The following is a 14,448-nucleotide window of genomic DNA, read 5'->3' as shown; positions in this document are numbered from 1 at the left end:
CCCGCCGGAGGCCGGCGCGCGTCAAGCGCGGCGCCGCTCCGGGGCGGAGTCGGGCGATGACTCGCCGTCATCGTCGTCGTCCTCGTCGCTGTACATCTCCGCGTACCGCGTGTACACGTCGTCGTCCAGCTCGTCCAGCTCTTCGCTGTCCTCGAACCGTTCGCCGTTCGGCGACCGGTCCTGCTTCGATGCACCCAGCTCTTCGGCCAGACGAGAGAGGTCCGTCCTGCCGCTGTTGTACTTAAGCTGGCGGGCGACCTTCGTCTGCTTGGCCTTGGCCCGGCCGCGCCCCATTGGCTCGACCCCCTCAACGACGGGACCCGACGGCCCCGGTGTGTTGACATCCGTTCATGATCGAGAGCGGGCTCTCGGTCGAGAACCCGGTCCACCGGCCTTCAACCGTACCTGCTTCCGCGGGCCTACGGTACGCCGTCCGCAGGACCGGAGCCGCGAGCATGGCGTCCGATGACCCTCTCTTTGCTGGTCAGCGGCGATTTTACCTTCTTTCTCGACACGTCCCGCACGAGGGTGGTGACATGTCTTACGCGGATGGCGCAGCCGGCGCGCCCGGCGTGCGCCCGGCGGCCGCGATCCGGGCCTGTGCGACCCGGTCCGCGGCCCGCGCTGGGGTGATCCCCTCGGCGGCCGCGCGTTCGAAGATCTCCAGGGCCGTCGCGTGGATCTCCGCCGCCTTTGCCTTCGCACGTGCGAAGTCGAAACCGGCGAGCTCGTCCGCGACCTGGATGACACCGCCCGAGTTCACGGCGTAGTCGGGCGCGTAGAGGATCCCCCGGGCGGCGAGCGCGTCGTCGACACCCGGGTGGGCGAGCTGGTTGTTCGCCGCGCCGCACACCACGCCCGCCGTCAGCAGCGGCACGGTCCTGTCGTCCAGCGCGCCGCCGAGCGCGCAGGGCGCGTAGATGTCGAGCCCGTGCGTCGTGATCAGCGTGTCCGTGTCGGCGACGGCCGTCACCCGGGGGTGCTCGTCGAGGACGCGGCGGACGGCGTCGGCCCGGACATCGGTGACGACGACACGGGCGCCCGCCTCGACGAGGTGCCCGGCCAGCAGCCGGCCCACCTTGCCGACGCCGGCGATCCCGACGGTGCGGCCGGCCAGGCCGGCGTCCCCCCACCGGTGCTGCGCGGCGGCACGCATGCCCTGGAGGACGCCGAAGGCCGTGAGGACGGACGAGTCGCCGGCGCCGCCGTTCGCCGGGGAGCGCCCCGTGGTCCACGGGCAGGCGCGGGCGACGACGTCCATGTCCTCGACATAGGTGCCGACGTCACAGGCGGTGACGTACCGGCCGCCGAGGGACGCGACGAACCGGCCGTACGCGAGGAGCAGCTCCTCCGTCTTGACCCGGCCGGGGTCGCCGATGATGACGGCCTTCCCGCCGCCGTGGGCGAGACCCGCGAGGGCGTTCTTGTAGCTCATGCCGCGCGCGAGGGCGAGCGCGTCGCGGACGGCGGCCTCCTCGGGCCGGGGCGCACCGGGGTAGGCGTGGAACCGGGTGCCGCCCAGCGCGGGACCGAGGGCGGTCGAGTGGATCGCGATGACGGCGCGCAGCCCGGTCGCCGGGTCCTGGCAGAGCACGACCTGCTCGTGGCCGCCCTGGTCGGCGGCGAACAGCGCGGTCATGAGGTCGGGTGCGGAGGGTTCGGCCGGGGCGGGGCCGCCGGGGCGGAGTGCGGAACGTACGTCGGTCACGGTGGTGACTCCTGCGGACGTGTGGCGGGTGCCCTCGTGCGGGTCGGGAGGGCGCTGGCGGGACGAGCCTAACGGCGGTGCGGGGGCGGCGGATGCGTCGGGGAGCGCGGACTGACACGATCGGGGGAGAGGGGTGCGCGTGGCCGTGCCGCGCGCGGGATCCGGGAGGGGCCGTGACGTCCGTGAGCAAGGTGCCGTACGCCGCGTATCTGCGCGTCTACGAGCCACTGGCCGCGTTCCCCGAGCGGGAGCGCGCGCACTGGGCCGACTACGCCCGGCGCGAGCGCCTGCCCACGGATCAGGACGAGGTGCGCGACGCGCTGCGCGCGCTGGCCGCCGTGCCCGCGCGCGTCGTACCGGCGGGGGAGAGCGGCGACGCGTTCGTCACCGTGGAGGGCGGCGAGCTGCGGGTGTGCCCGTGGCGGACGCGGCTGCGTGCCTGGCGCGCGCTGGACGAGGTGGGGCAGTGGCTGCTGCCGCAGCCGGTGCTCGACGCGGCGCTGCCGCCGGTGGCCCGGCGGCGGGCGGCCGCCGAGTACGCCCGGTGGCGGGAGCGGAACGGCGAGGCGGACCGTGTGTGGATCAGGTCGGCGCTGTGGCACGTTCCGGTGCGGTGGTTCGCGCTGTTCGCGGACGAGGAGCGGGAGTTCAGGCCGGCGGGCGCCACGGGCGGCCCGGTGCTGCGCTACCGGACGCCGATGGTGGAGGCCCGGCGGCGGGTCGCGCGGGCGTTGCGCACGGTTCGACGGGCGGTCCCCGAGGGGCCGTTGGCCGAGGCGCTGACGGATGTGGGGCGCTGGATCGAGGAGTTCCACCCGTTGTCGCTGCTGGAGTTGGACTACGGAGGGCTGGTGTGGGCGGTGCCGGAGGGGGAGTTGGCGCGGGACCGGTCCGCCGCCGACGCGGCGGCGGGGCTCGCGGCGCTCGCGGCGGGCGACCAGGAGGCCGCGAAGCGGTGGTATGACGGTCTCGGCGAGCGCTGGATGGCCGTCAGGGAACGGCAGTTCGCCAACTGATCGAGCGGTGTTCGGGACCAAAGCCCCACGTCAGGGGCCTAAAGGCCCTAAGCGTGATGGAAGGCACGGAAGGAACTCTTGCCTTCAAGCCGCCCCCTCGTGTCAAAATAGGACAAGGAGCCCGCGGGGGTCTCCCGCTGTCCGCGCGTCGATGTGGGTCGAAGGGCGGACAGATCGGTATTGCGCTTCTTGGCGGGGCTGATGGCGAAACATCGCACTGTGACGGATCGTGCAGGGCGAGTGACCGTCCGCTATGGCATGGTCCAGTCGGCTTCCGCCGAGGTTGAACACCTGAGAGGGCAATTCCATCGGTTTGGCCGACCCGGCTGGACGGATGGTGTAGTTGTAGTGCCGAGGACATGCCGTTCGTCCTATAACCGACTCGACTCGCGACTGCCATTTCGGGCAACGCGGGTCAAGGTGCAGAATTTAGAGGAAAGAACCGAGATGGTTCGGTTCTCCCGAGGAGGCCGCTCATGACCGCTCGCACCCCTGATGCCGAGCCGCTGCTGACCCCGGCTGAGGTTGCCACGATGTTCCGCGTCGACCCCAAAACGGTCACACGCTGGGCAAAGGCAGGCAAACTGACGTCCATCCGCACGCTCGGTGGGCACCGTCGCTACCGTGAAGCGGAGGTTCGCGCACTGCTCGCGGGCATCCCGCAGCAGCGCGGCGAGGCCTGAATCGCCCTGTCTTGACCCCTGTACGGCCCGGGCTCCGGGGCCCCCACCCCGGCCTGCTCGGTACGTGATCGCGCCGGACTCCGCCGAGTCCGGCGCGATTTTTCGTGCCCGGGGGCGGGTAGAGGGGTCCTGAGGGGCGCCGGCCGGGGTACCGCGGGGCCGCCCGGCGGGGCGTGCAATTGCACATATCAAATCGAGAGGTTTCGCTGCGGGGTTGGGCGAGCTCAGGGCGCTATCGAATGGCGTGACTCCCGTCACATCCGCGGGCTCTTGCCGTCCATGATGATCTTGGGGTAGTGGGCGGACGCCGCCCGCGCGTCCCCGTCGACGCCCGCGCCGGACCGGCACCCGTCACGCGCGTGGACACGCCCCCACCGGCGCGCTCGCACGAGAGAAGCCCGGCCCCCGTGTGGGGGTCCGGGCTTCGGACGTGTGGTGCTCAACTCCGTGCGGTCCTGACGGGATTTGAACCCGCGGCCTCCACCTTGACAGGGTGGCGAGCACTCCAAACTGCTCCACAGGACCAAGTCGCGAGCGTGACTCTACCCCAGATGGCGGCGGGGGGCCAATCGGGTGCGCGGCCCGCCCCGGCGCCGGTCAGCGGGCCGGGACCAGGGCGTCCACCGCCTTCATGATGCGCTTGTCCGACACCGGGTACGCCGTGCCGAGGGCGTGCGCGAAGTAGCTGACCCGCAGCTCCTCGATCATCCACGGGATCTCCGCCGCCTGCGCCGGCACCGGCCGGCCGGCCGGGAACTGTTCGAGCAGCCACGCGTACTCGTCGCGCATCTCGTGGACCTTCGCCATCCGTGCCGCGTCCCGGTCGGCCTGGTGCGGAAGCTGCTGGAGCCGCCGGTCGACGGCCGTCAGGTACCGCAGCAGATCGGGCAGCCGCCGCGCCCCGTGCTCGGTGACGAATCCCGGCTTCACCAGGTGGTCGAGCTGCTGGCGGACGTCCGTCCGCGCCGGCAGGAGGACCGGGCTCGTGAGGGACCGCAGCCGCCGTTCGCACGCCTGCCACGCCGTCAGGACCTCCCGCACCTGCCCGGTGATCCGCAGCGTGAGGTCGGTGATGTCCGCCCGCACCGCGTCGAACAGCTTGGTGAACCCCTCCTCGTCCCACGCGGGGCCGCCGTGCGCCGCGATCAGCCGGTCGGCCGCCGCCCGCACACAGTCGTCGAACAGCGCCTGCACGCTGCCGTGCGGCGTGGCGGACAGGGCGAGCTTCGCCGCGTTGTCCAGGCGCCGCTGCGCGAACTTCGACGGGTCGGACGGCAGGCCGAGCAGGATGAGGCGCCGCGTGCCCAGGGCCATGGCGCGCGCCTGCTCCCGCTCGGTGTCGAACAGCCGCACCGCGACCGTCGCGCCCTCGTCGACCAGGGCCGGGTACGCCTTCACCGGCTGGCCGCCGCGCCGCGTCTCGAACGTGCGGGGGAGCGCGCCGATGGTCCAGCGCGTCAGCCCCTCGGCGCCCGCGGTGAACGCGCGGTCGAGCGCCGCCCGCGCCCGGGGGCGCAGCCGGTCCCGCAGCTCGTCGAGGTCCTTGCTCTCCGCGTCGCCGGGCACGGGGCGCCGTCGCTCGTCCACCACGCGGAACGTGACGCGCAGGTGGGCGGGGACCTTCGCCTCGTCGAAGTCCTCCGGCGCGACGGGCACCCCGGTCATCCGGGTCAGGCCGCGGGCCAGCGCCGCCCGCAGCGGCTCACCGGTCGGCTCGGGGGTGGCGGCCAGGAAGCGGCGCGCGCAGTCCGGCGCCGGAACACAGTGCCGTCTGATCGGTTTCGGCAGGGATCTGATCAACTCGGTCACCAACTGTTCGCGCAGGCCCGGGATCTGCCAGTCGAAGCCGTCGGCCGTGACCTGGTTGAGGACCTGCAGGGGCACCGCGACCGTCACGCCGTCCGCGTCCGTCCCCGGCTCGAACTGGTACGTCACCCGGAACGACAGCCGGCCCTGCCGCCAGGTGTCCGGGTACTGCTCCTTGGTGACCCGCTCCGCCCGCTCGTTGATGAGCATGGACTTCTCGAAGTTGAGCAGGTCCGGTTCCTCGTGGCGCTTCTTCTTCCACCACGCGTCGAAATGCGCCCCCGACACGACGTCCTCGGGGACGCGCCGGTCGTAGAAGTCGTACAGCGTCTCGTCGTCGACGAGGATGTCGCGCCGCCGTGCCCGCTCCTCCAGCTCGGCGACCTCGTCCAGCAGCTTGCGGTTCTCCGCGAAGAAGCGGTGCGGCGTGCGCCAGTCGCCCTCGACCAGGGCGTGCCGGATGAACAGGTCCCGCGATGTCTCCGGGTCGATCCGGCCGTAGTTGACCTTCCGCTGGGCGACGATCGGGACGCCGTACAGCGTGACCCGCTCGTAGGCCATCACCGCGGCCTGCCGCTGCTCCCAGTGCGGCTCGCTGTACGTCCGCTTCACGAGGTGGCCGGCGAGCGGCTCGATCCAGTCGGGGTCGATCCTGGCGTTCACCCGCGCCCACAGACGTGACGTCTCCACCAGCTCGGCCGACATGACCCAGCGCGGCGGTCTGCGGAACAGCGCCGACCCCGGGAAGACCGCGAATTTGGTGCCCCGCGCGCCCAGGTACTCGTTCTTGTCTGTGTCCTTCAGCCCGATGTGCGACAACAGGCCGGCCAGCAGCGACTGGTGGACGCGCGCCGGATCGGCCGCTTCGCCGTCGCGCGGCGCCGCCGGCTCGATCCCGAGCGTCCGGCCGACCGAGCGGAGCTGCGCGTAGATGTCCTGCCACTCGCGTATCCGCAGGTAGTTGAGGAACTCGGTGCGGCACAGCCGGCGGAACGCGGACGAGGACAGCGCGCGCTGCCGCTCGCGGACGTACGACCACAGGTTGAGGAGGGCGAGGAAGTCCGACTCCTCCGCCGGACCCTCGCGGAACCGCTGGTGCTTCGCGTCCGCCTGCTGCTGTTTGTCGCTCGGCCGCTCGCGCGGGTCCTGGATCGAGAGGGCGGCCGCGATGACCATCACCTCGTGCGCGACACCGTTCCGGTCGGCCTCGATCACCATGCGGGCCAGGCGCGGGTCGACGGGGAGCTGCGCGAGCCGCCGGCCCAGGTCGGTCAGCCGCGCGCCGGCGAGCGCGCCCAGCTCCTCGAGCAGTTGCACGCCCGCCTTGATCGACCGGTGGTCGGGCGCGTCGATGAAGGGGAACCGCTCGATGTCGCCGAGCCCCGCGGCGTTCATCTGGAGGATGACGGACGCCAGGTTGGTGCGCAGGATCTCGGCGTCCGTGAACTCGGGGCGCGAGAGGAAGTCGTCCTCCGAGTACAGCCGGATGCAGATGCCGTCGCTGGTACGCCCGCAGCGGCCCTTGCGCTGGTTCGCGCTGGCCTGGGACACCGGCTCGATCGGCAGCCGCTGCACCTTCGTGCGGTGGCTGTAGCGGGAGATGCGGGCCGTGCCCGGGTCGATGACGTACCGGATGCCGGGGACGGTGAGGGAGGTCTCGGCGACGTTCGTGGCGAGGACGACGCGGCGTCCCGCGTGCGGCTGGAACACGCGCTGCTGCTCGCCGTGCGACAGGCGCGCGAACAGCGGCAGGATCTCGGTGTGCCGGAGCTTCCGCTTCTCCAGGGCGTCCGCCGTGTCGCGGATCTCGCGCTCGCCGGAGAGGAACACCAGGATGTCGCCGGGACCCTCGGCCTGCAGTTCGTCCACCGCGTCGCAGATGGCCGTGACCTGGTCGCGGTCGGCGCCGGCGTCCGCCTCATCGCCGTCCCCGCCGGCGGGCTCCTCGAGCAGCGGCCGGTAGCGCACCTCCACCGGGTACGTGCGCCCGGACACCTCGATGATCGGCGCGTCGCGCCCCTCGCGGTCCCTGAAGTGCCGGGCGAACCGCTCCGGGTCGATCGTCGCCGAGGTGATGACGACCTTCAGGTCGGGGCGGCGGGGGAGGAGCTGGGCCAGGTAGCCGAGGAGGAAGTCGATGTTGAGGCTGCGCTCGTGCGCCTCGTCGATGATGATCGTGTCGTACTGCCGCAGATCGCGGTCGTGCTGCACCTCGGCGAGCAGGATGCCGTCCGTCATCAGCTTGACGAGGGTGTCGTCGCCCGCCTGGTCTGTGAAGCGCACCTTGTAGCCGATGGCCTCGCCGAGCGGCGTGCGCAGTTCGTCGGCCACGCGCTGGGCGACCGTGCGGGCGGCGATGCGGCGCGGCTGCGTGTGACCGATGAGGCCCTTGACGCCGCGGCCGAGCTCCAGGCAGATCTTCGGGAGCTGGGTCGTCTTGCCCGAGCCGGTCTCGCCCGCCACGATCACCACCTGGTGGTCGCGTATCGCCGCCAGGATGTCGTCCTTCTTGCGGCTGACGGGGAGCTGTTCCGGGTAGTCGATGGCGGGCACGGCGGCGCGGCGCCGTGCCACGCGCTGCTCGGCGGCCTCGATCGCGGCGCCGATCTCGGTGAGCACCGCGGCCTGGGCGGCCGGCTTGCGGATGCGGCGCGCGCCGTCGAGGCGGCGGCCGAGGCGCTGCTGGTCGCGGAGAGTGAGTTCGGGCAGCCGCGCGGCCAGCTCGGACAGGGGGGAGGGGTGCGTAGGCATACGCATCCAAGAATCTCACCCGGGGCGGGTGGGCGGCGAGCCGATATCCCACTGCGCGTGTTTCGGCAGAGATGTCCGCATAGGGTGCCTTTGTGGGCAAATGGTGGCGGGTGGTGCGGCGATCCGTGTTCTTCCCCGCGGTCGTGGTGTCACTGATCGTGGCAGCGGCGGCGGCACTGTTCGCCGGGTCGTACACGTATGCGATGGCGGACCCGGCGCCGCGCCGCATCCCGGTCGCGGTGGTCGGCGACCCGCCGTCCGGGGGGAAGGCGGGCCGCTTCGTGGCGGAGCTCGAACGCCGGCTCGACACGTCCCTGCGGCTGCGCCACTACGACAGCCGTCCACAGGCTGTGGACGCCGTCGAGAGCCAGGAGGTCTTCGCCGTCCTCCGCAACCACGGCGGCGACCGCGTCGAACTCGATCTCGTCAGCGCCTCCGGCGCGTCCGTCTCGATGCTCCTCACGCAGAACGCGCCGCCGGCGGCGAAGGCGGCCGGCATCGACCTGCGGGTGAAGGACATCAAGCCGCTCTACGAGGGCGATCCCCGTGGCCTGGCCATCTTCTACATCTCCATCGCCAGCGTGATCATGGGGTTCCTCGGCGCCGTCCAGCTCAGCGTGAACGCGTCCGCCCTGAACCCGGCCGAGCGCATCGCCTTCACCGCCGCGTACGCGCTGCTCGGCGGCCTCGCGATCATCGCCGCCGTGGACTGGTGGCTGGCCGCGCTGCCGCTGCCGTTCTGGCAGACCTGGGGCACGCTCGCGCTGACGATGTTCACCTCCGGGATGGTCTTCACCATGTTCAACGCCCTCATCCGGCGCTGGGCGATCCTCCCGACATGGGGCCTCATGGTGATGCTGGGCAACCCGTCCTCCGGCGGCGCCGTCTCCTGGCCGCTGCTGCCCTCCGTCCTCGGGGCGATCGGACGCTGGCTGCCGCCCGGTGCCGCCGTCAACGCGCTGCACACCGCCGTCTACTTCCGCGGCCACCAGCACGCGCAGCCGTACCTGGTGCTGGCGGGCTGGGCCGTCGTGTCGGCCGCGGTCTTCTGGACATGGCGCCACCGCCACCCCGGCGGCCGCCCGCCCCGCACGCACGCCGGCTGACCGGGAAAACGGAGAGGCCCCGGTGGGATCTCTCCCATCGGGGCCTTTCACGGGTACTGCTTCCGGTGGCTGGGGCCGGGGTCGAACCGGCGACCTTCCGCTTTTCAGGCGGACGCTCGTACCAACTGAGCTACCCAGCCGGAGCGGTCCTGACGGGATTTGAACCCGCGGCCTCCACCTTGACAGGGTGGCGAGCACTCCAAACTGCTCCACAGGACCTTGCATGCGACATGGTGACGCGTACCCCCGACGGGATTCGAACCCGCGCTACCGCCTTGAAAGGGCGGCGTCCTGGGCCACTAGACGACGGGGGCCGGCGGCCCGCCTGGCACCTTCCGATGCCGTCGGGGACGTGAGAAGCATAGGGGATACCGCGAGCGATCGGCAAAACGGTTCGGGAGGCGGGGGCGCGCACCGGTTCGTCCCCGCGCCCCGGGGGAGAATGACGGCGTGCTGGAGATGACGCGCGAGGAGTTCGAGGAGCTGGTCGGCGAGGCGCTGGACCGCGTGCCGCCGGAGCTGACCCGGCTGATGGACAACGTCGCCGTCTTCGTCGAGGACGAGCCGCCCGCCGAGGCGCAGGAACCCGACCTGCTCGGCCTCTACGAGGGCATCCCGCTGACCGAGCGCGGCGAGTGGTACGCCGGTGTGCTCCCCGACCGCATCTCCGTGTTCATGGGGCCGACGCTGCGCCTCGTCGCGCGCGAGGGCGGTGACCGGGAGATGGTGGTCGAGGAGGTCGAGATCACGGTCGTCCACGAGATCGCCCACCACTTCGGGATCGACGACGAACGCCTGCACGCGCTCGGCTACGGCTGAGGCGTGTCCTGGCCCGCAGGGCGGCAGTTGAGCACACGGTGATCCCGCCGCCCGCATCCCATCCGGAGGCCGCAACCGTGCGCAGCCGTGCCCGTCCCGCCGTCGCCTTCCCCCGTGTCGTCGCCGTCTCGGCGGTCGCGCTGGCCGCCGGGCTGCTGGGCGGCTGCATCACCGTCGAGCCCGGCGGGCCGGCTCGCGGGCAGGACACGGCCGGCGCGGGCGATGCGTCGGCCGACGACGGTGCCGGCGCCCCGTCCGGCGGCGCGGACGGCGGGGATGCGGGGACGGCGGGCGGTGGCGCGCAGGGCGGGAGCGGCTCCGGCGGTGGCGACGAACAGTCCGGTGACGCGGAGCACGGGCGCGCGGGGGAGGGGCGTGACGCCACCGAGGAGCGCGCGCGGGACGACGACGAGCCCCGGCGCACGCCCGGCGCCACCCCCGATCCCGCCGGCGCCGGCACCGAGGACCCGGACGCGGACCCGGGGGCGTCCGACGGCGACCCCGAGCCGGACCCCGGGCCCGCGCCGGACGCCCCGGAACCGGCACCCGACCCGGATCCGGAGCCGGACCCGACCACCCCGCCACCCGACCCCGGACCCACCCCCGACGTGCCCCCGGACGAGCCGTCGACCGTGCCGGACGACCCGTCCCCCGGCGGCGGGAGCTGAGCCGGCGCCCGGGTGCGCGCGTGGGGCGAGTGACCCGTTTGCGCATCACCGCGCCGCGTGCGTATGCTTGTAGATCGTTTGATCCCACTTGCCCGGCGCCCCGATGCAGCGCGCCGTGTGGCGCGTTCCTCACCAGCCGTGGCTGACCGCATCCAGGCGGTCCAGAGCACCTACGGAGCACAGGCGCGTGCCGACCCCACAAGACTCCGGAAGGTTCTCATCAGCATGTCCGTCACCACCCCCGAGGCTCTTCTCCCGCTGGAGGACGAGCCGACCCTGACATTCGCCGACCTGGGCCTGCCCCAGGACGTCGTGCGCAAGCTCGCCCAGAACGGCGTCACGACCCCGTTCCCCATCCAGGCCGCCACCATCCCGGACGCGCTGGCCGGCCGGGACATCCTCGGCCGCGGCCGCACCGGTTCCGGCAAGACGCTGAGCTTCGGCCTGCCGACGCTGGCGCGCCTCTCCGGCGGCCGTACCCGCGCGAAGCACCCCCGCGCCGTCATCCTGACGCCCACCCGTGAGCTGGCCATGCAGGTCTCCGACGCGCTGGAGCCGTACGGCGACGTGCTCGGCCTGCGGCTGAAGGTCGTCTGCGGCGGCACCTCCATGGGCAACCAGATCTACGCGCTGGAGCGCGGCGTCGACATCCTCGTCGCCACGCCCGGCCGGCTGCGCGACGTGATCGGCCGCGGCGCCTGCTCGCTGGACGACGTCGAGGTCGCCGTCCTGGACGAGGCCGACCAGATGGCCGACCTGGGCTTCCTGCCCGAGGTCACCGAGCTGCTCGACCAGGTCCCCCCGGGCGGCCAGCGGATGCTGTTCTCGGCGACGCTCGAGCACGAGATCGACACGCTGGTGAAGCGCTACCTGGTGGAGCCCGTCAGCCACGAGGTGGACGCGGCCCAGGGCGCGGTCACGACGATGAGCCACCACGTGCTCATCGTGAAGCCGCGCGACAAGGCGCCGCTGACCGCCGCGATCGCCGGGCGCGAGGGCCGCACCATCGTGTTCGTCCGCACGCAGCTCGGCGCCGACCGGGTGGCGGGCCAGCTCCGCGAGGCGGGCGTCCGGGCGGACGCGCTGCACGGCGGCATGACCCAGGGCGCGCGCACGCGGACCCTGGCGGACTTCAAGGACGGCCGCGCCAGCGTGCTGGTGGCGACCGACGTCGCGGCGCGCGGCATCCACGTCGACGGCATCGACCTGGTGCTGAACGTGGACCCGGCCGCCGACCACAAGGACTACCTGCACCGTTCCGGCCGTACGGCGCGGGCGGGGCGGTCCGGCACGGTCGTCTCGCTGGCGCTGCCGCACCAGCGGCGGACGATCTTCCGGCTGATGGAGGACGCGGGCGTCGACGCCTCGCGGCACGTCATCGGGCGCGGGGACCTCTTCGACGAGGACGTCGTCGACATCATCGGCGCCAGGTCGCTGACCGAGGTGCAGGCCGAGGCGGCGATGGGCGCCGTGCAGCACGCCGAGCGCGAGGTCGCGCGGCTGGCGCGGGAGCTGGAGCGTGCCCGGGAGCGGGCCGGCGAGCTGCGGGACGAGGCCGAGCGGCTGACCGGCCGCGCGGCGCGCGAGCGCGGTGACGACCCGGCCGAGGCCATCGCGGCGTCGGCCGAGGCGATCGCCGCCGCGGTGGCCGAGGCGGAGGCGGAGGCCGAGCGCGAGGCGATCCGTGAGGCGCGGCGTGCCGAGAAGGCGGCCCGTGCGGAGGGCTCGCGTGACGGGGACCGTCGTGAGGGCGGGTTCCGGCGTGATGACCGGGATCGCCGGGACCGTGGTGACCGGGAGCGTCGTCCGTACGGGCGGCGTGAGGATCATGACCGCGGCGGCTTCCGGCGTGAGGGTGACCGTCGTGAGGGCGGGTTCCGGCGTGATGACCGGGATCGCCGGGACCGTGGTGACCGGGAGCGTCGTCCGTACGGGCGGCGTGAGGATCATGACCGCGGCGGCTTCCGGCGTGAGGGTGACCGTCGTGAGGGCGGCTTCCGGCGGGACGACCGTCCGTCGTTCGACCGCCGGGCGGACAAGCCGCGCTGGAAGCGGAACGACTGACCGTATGCCTTCGGGCGCGGCACCGGCCGGGGCTATGCTTCCCCTGCGGGCCGTTAGCTCAATTGGCAGAGCAGAGGACTTTTAATCCTTTGGTTGTGGGTTCGAGTCCCACACGGCCTACGGGCTGAGAGGGGCCTTCCCGCCGCGCGACGCGGCGGGAAGGCCCCTCAGGCGTTGGTGGGGATGTGCGGGACTGTCAGGACGAGCGTCCCGTCGGGCGGGTTCCCCGGTAGGGGGTCTGCTGCCACGCTGTGTTCATGACACGCATGGGGATCCGGGGAACGCGCCGCGCGGCTCTGCTCGTCCGTTCTGTTCTTGTGGTGGCCGCGGTCTCGGTGGCGGTGGTGGGCTGCGGGGGCGGGGATGACGACGGTGACGATGCGGCGGAACTGGAGGACGCCGTCCGCGCGTACACGGAGGCGTTCTTCGCCCCCGACCCGGACGCCGCGTACGACCTGCTCTCCGCACGGTGCAGGGAGACGATCGACGAGGAGGCGTACACCACGACGCTGGAGGACGGCGCGGGCCGGTACGGGGAGTTGACGGTCGAGTCGTTCACGGTGGAGGAGATGGACGGTGGCGCGGCGCGCGTGACGTACGGGGTGGGGGAGCCGGAGATCGATCAGCAGCTCCTCGCGCAGCCGTGGACGCGTGAGGAGGGCGGGTGGCGCTGGGACGCCTGCTGATCCGGGAGCGCGGCCGATTGTCAGTGGTGTCGCTTACGGTTCTCATGTGGTCGCCGTGAGCGAATGATGAGGGGGCGTGGGATGGTGAACGGTCAGGGCGTGCAGCGGTATTACGCCGAGCAGGCGGAGCGGCTGGCCGGGCGGTACGAGGGGCTCGCGTTCGACGAGGTGCACGCGGGGTTCGTCGCGCTGCTGCCGGACGGGCCGGCGCGGGTGGCGGACATCGGGGCCGGCACGGGGCGGGACGCCGCCGCGCTCGCCGACCGGGGGCATGACGTCGTGGCGGTCGAACCGGTGGCCGCGATGCGGGAGTCCGCGGGGCGGCACCGCGATCCGCGGATCACCTGGATCGCGGACGCCCTGCCGGCGCTCGGCCGGGTGGGCGGGGTGTTCGCCTTCGTCCTCGTCTCCGCGGTGTGGATGCACCTCGCGCCGGACGAGCGGTCCCCGGGGATGCGGCGTCTCGCGGCGCTCCTCGCGCCCGGTGGTGTGCTCGCCCTCAGCCTCCGGCACGGACCGCCGCCGGACGGCCGGCGGATGTACGACGTGCCGGCGGAGGAGACGGTGGCGCAGGCCGGGGCGTGCGGGCTGATACCCGTGCTCCGGGCGCGGCGGGAGACCGATCTCCTCGGTCGGGGCGGCGTGCGGTGGAGCGAGCTCGCCTTCCGCGCACCGGCCTGACCGGGCGTCACGCCCGGCGGTCGTGGCGGGAGGGCGCCGGTTCCCCGTGGGCGGCGTTCGGCCGCAGGACGTGGAGTTGTCCGCGGCTTCGCCCTGGACGGTGCGGAGGCCGGCGGCCGTGGCCGGCGGGCCTTCAATCCCGCTCCGCGGTCTTCGCCTTGTCGTGCGCCCGGCCGGCGAGGACGGCGCCGGTGACGGCGGCGGCGATGTGGACGCCGATGCCGAGCGCGGGGCCGCCCGGCATCCCGCGCAGCAGGCCGGCGTCGTCCGGATCGACGAGTTGGCGGACGGCTCCCTGCGCCCCGAGGACGAGGAGGACCATGCCGAGGATCTGAAGGAGTGTGTACTTCATCGAAAGCCCCTTGGTGGCGTTGGCCGGTGCTCGTCGAAGCCGTTGCGCGCCGGCGATCGTTTTTACAATGCGATCGCACTGTAACCAGGTGTGGGGCAGGTTGCAATG

At 72.8% G+C, this 14,448-nt stretch carries 12 protein-coding genes and 5 tRNA genes; 9 read left to right on the top strand and 8 right to left on the bottom strand.

The window, feature by feature from the left end:
- Positions 1-21 precede the first annotated feature (21 nt).
- Together EMA09_RS13155 and EMA09_RS13150 are read right to left on the bottom strand one after the other, a co-directional pair.
- On the bottom strand, positions 22-294 hold the full coding sequence (locus EMA09_RS13155) for a DUF3073 domain-containing protein (protein WP_129841238.1): 273 nt from the start codon (positions 292-294) through the stop codon (positions 22-24).
- A 247-nt stretch (positions 295-541) separates the two neighbouring features.
- On the bottom strand, positions 542-1,639 hold the full coding sequence (locus EMA09_RS13150; protein WP_129844009.1) for a Glu/Leu/Phe/Val dehydrogenase dimerization domain-containing protein: 1,098 nt from the start codon (positions 1,637-1,639) through the stop codon (positions 542-544).
- A 251-nt stretch (positions 1,640-1,890) separates the two neighbouring features.
- Here EMA09_RS13150 and EMA09_RS13145 point away from each other — a divergent pair, with 251 nt between their 5' ends.
- Both EMA09_RS13145 and bldC read left to right on the top strand, forming a co-directional pair.
- Positions 1,891-2,724 carry a hypothetical protein gene (locus EMA09_RS13145; protein WP_206306066.1) on the top strand — a complete coding sequence of 278 codons (834 nt, stop codon included), beginning with the start codon at positions 1,891-1,893 and terminating at the stop codon, positions 2,722-2,724.
- A 476-nt stretch (positions 2,725-3,200) separates the two neighbouring features.
- Positions 3,201-3,407, top strand: coding sequence for a developmental transcriptional regulator BldC (gene bldC, locus EMA09_RS13140; protein WP_019431930.1), 207 nt, complete (start codon positions 3,201-3,203; stop codon positions 3,405-3,407).
- Positions 3,408-3,857: 450 nt separating this feature from the next.
- Here bldC and EMA09_RS13135 read toward each other — a convergent pair.
- Positions 3,858-3,932: transfer RNA gene (locus EMA09_RS13135), tRNA-Asp, on the bottom strand.
- A 72-nt stretch (positions 3,933-4,004) separates the two neighbouring features.
- The gene (hrpA, locus tag EMA09_RS13130) at positions 4,005-7,964 is read right to left on the bottom strand and encodes an ATP-dependent RNA helicase HrpA (protein WP_129841237.1); all 3,960 of its coding nucleotides are present in this window, start codon (positions 7,962-7,964) and stop codon (positions 4,005-4,007) included.
- Positions 7,965-8,077: 113 nt separating this feature from the next.
- Between hrpA and EMA09_RS13125 the strand changes: the two genes are divergently transcribed.
- Complete coding sequence (locus tag EMA09_RS13125; protein WP_346655826.1) at positions 8,078-9,070, top strand: ABC transporter permease; 993 nt, start codon at positions 8,078-8,080, stop codon at positions 9,068-9,070.
- 66 nt (positions 9,071-9,136) lie between these two features.
- Here the strand turns inward: EMA09_RS13125 and EMA09_RS13120 are convergent.
- The 3 genes from EMA09_RS13120 to EMA09_RS13110 all read right to left on the bottom strand — a co-directional run bounded on the left by EMA09_RS13120 (position 9,137) and on the right by EMA09_RS13110 (position 9,384).
- Positions 9,137-9,210: transfer RNA gene (locus EMA09_RS13120), tRNA-Phe, on the bottom strand.
- 4 nt (positions 9,211-9,214) lie between these two features.
- Positions 9,215-9,289, bottom strand: a tRNA-Asp gene (locus EMA09_RS13115).
- A gap of 22 nt (positions 9,290-9,311) precedes the next feature.
- A tRNA-Glu gene (locus EMA09_RS13110) sits at positions 9,312-9,384 on the bottom strand.
- Positions 9,385-9,520: 136 nt separating this feature from the next.
- Between EMA09_RS13110 and EMA09_RS13105 the strand changes: the two genes are divergently transcribed.
- The 6 genes from EMA09_RS13105 (at position 9,521) to EMA09_RS13080 (ending at position 13,988) form a co-directional block, all read left to right on the top strand.
- Positions 9,521-9,889 carry a metallopeptidase family protein gene (locus EMA09_RS13105; RefSeq protein ID WP_206305943.1) on the top strand — a complete coding sequence of 123 codons (369 nt, stop codon included), beginning with the start codon at positions 9,521-9,523 and terminating at the stop codon, positions 9,887-9,889.
- Positions 9,890-9,966: 77 nt separating this feature from the next.
- The gene (locus EMA09_RS13100) at positions 9,967-10,557 is read left to right on the top strand and encodes a hypothetical protein (protein ID WP_129841235.1); all 591 of its coding nucleotides are present in this window, start codon (positions 9,967-9,969) and stop codon (positions 10,555-10,557) included.
- A 225-nt stretch (positions 10,558-10,782) separates the two neighbouring features.
- Positions 10,783-12,621 carry a DEAD/DEAH box helicase gene (locus EMA09_RS13095; protein WP_129841234.1) on the top strand — a complete coding sequence of 613 codons (1,839 nt, stop codon included), beginning with the start codon at positions 10,783-10,785 and terminating at the stop codon, positions 12,619-12,621.
- Positions 12,622-12,668: 47 nt separating this feature from the next.
- Positions 12,669-12,741: transfer RNA gene (locus EMA09_RS13090), tRNA-Lys, on the top strand.
- A gap of 137 nt (positions 12,742-12,878) precedes the next feature.
- A complete protein-coding gene (locus EMA09_RS13085) occupies positions 12,879-13,307 on the top strand; it encodes a nuclear transport factor 2 family protein (RefSeq protein WP_129841233.1) in 429 nt (142 codons plus the stop codon).
- Between the two features lie 81 nt (positions 13,308-13,388).
- Entirely contained in the window at positions 13,389-13,988 is a 600-nt protein-coding gene (locus tag EMA09_RS13080) for a class I SAM-dependent methyltransferase (protein WP_129841232.1), read from the top strand.
- Between the two features lie 133 nt (positions 13,989-14,121).
- Here the strand turns inward: EMA09_RS13080 and EMA09_RS13075 are convergent, their stop codons facing one another.
- Positions 14,122-14,340, bottom strand: coding sequence for a hypothetical protein (locus tag EMA09_RS13075; protein ID WP_129841231.1), 219 nt, complete (start codon positions 14,338-14,340; stop codon positions 14,122-14,124).
- Positions 14,341-14,448 lie beyond the last annotated feature (108 nt).

The organism is Streptomyces sp. RFCAC02, assembly GCF_004193175.1.
Lineage (GTDB): Bacteria > Actinomycetota > Actinomycetes > Streptomycetales > Streptomycetaceae > Streptomyces.
This window is presented reverse-complemented; position numbering and strand designations above follow the sequence as displayed.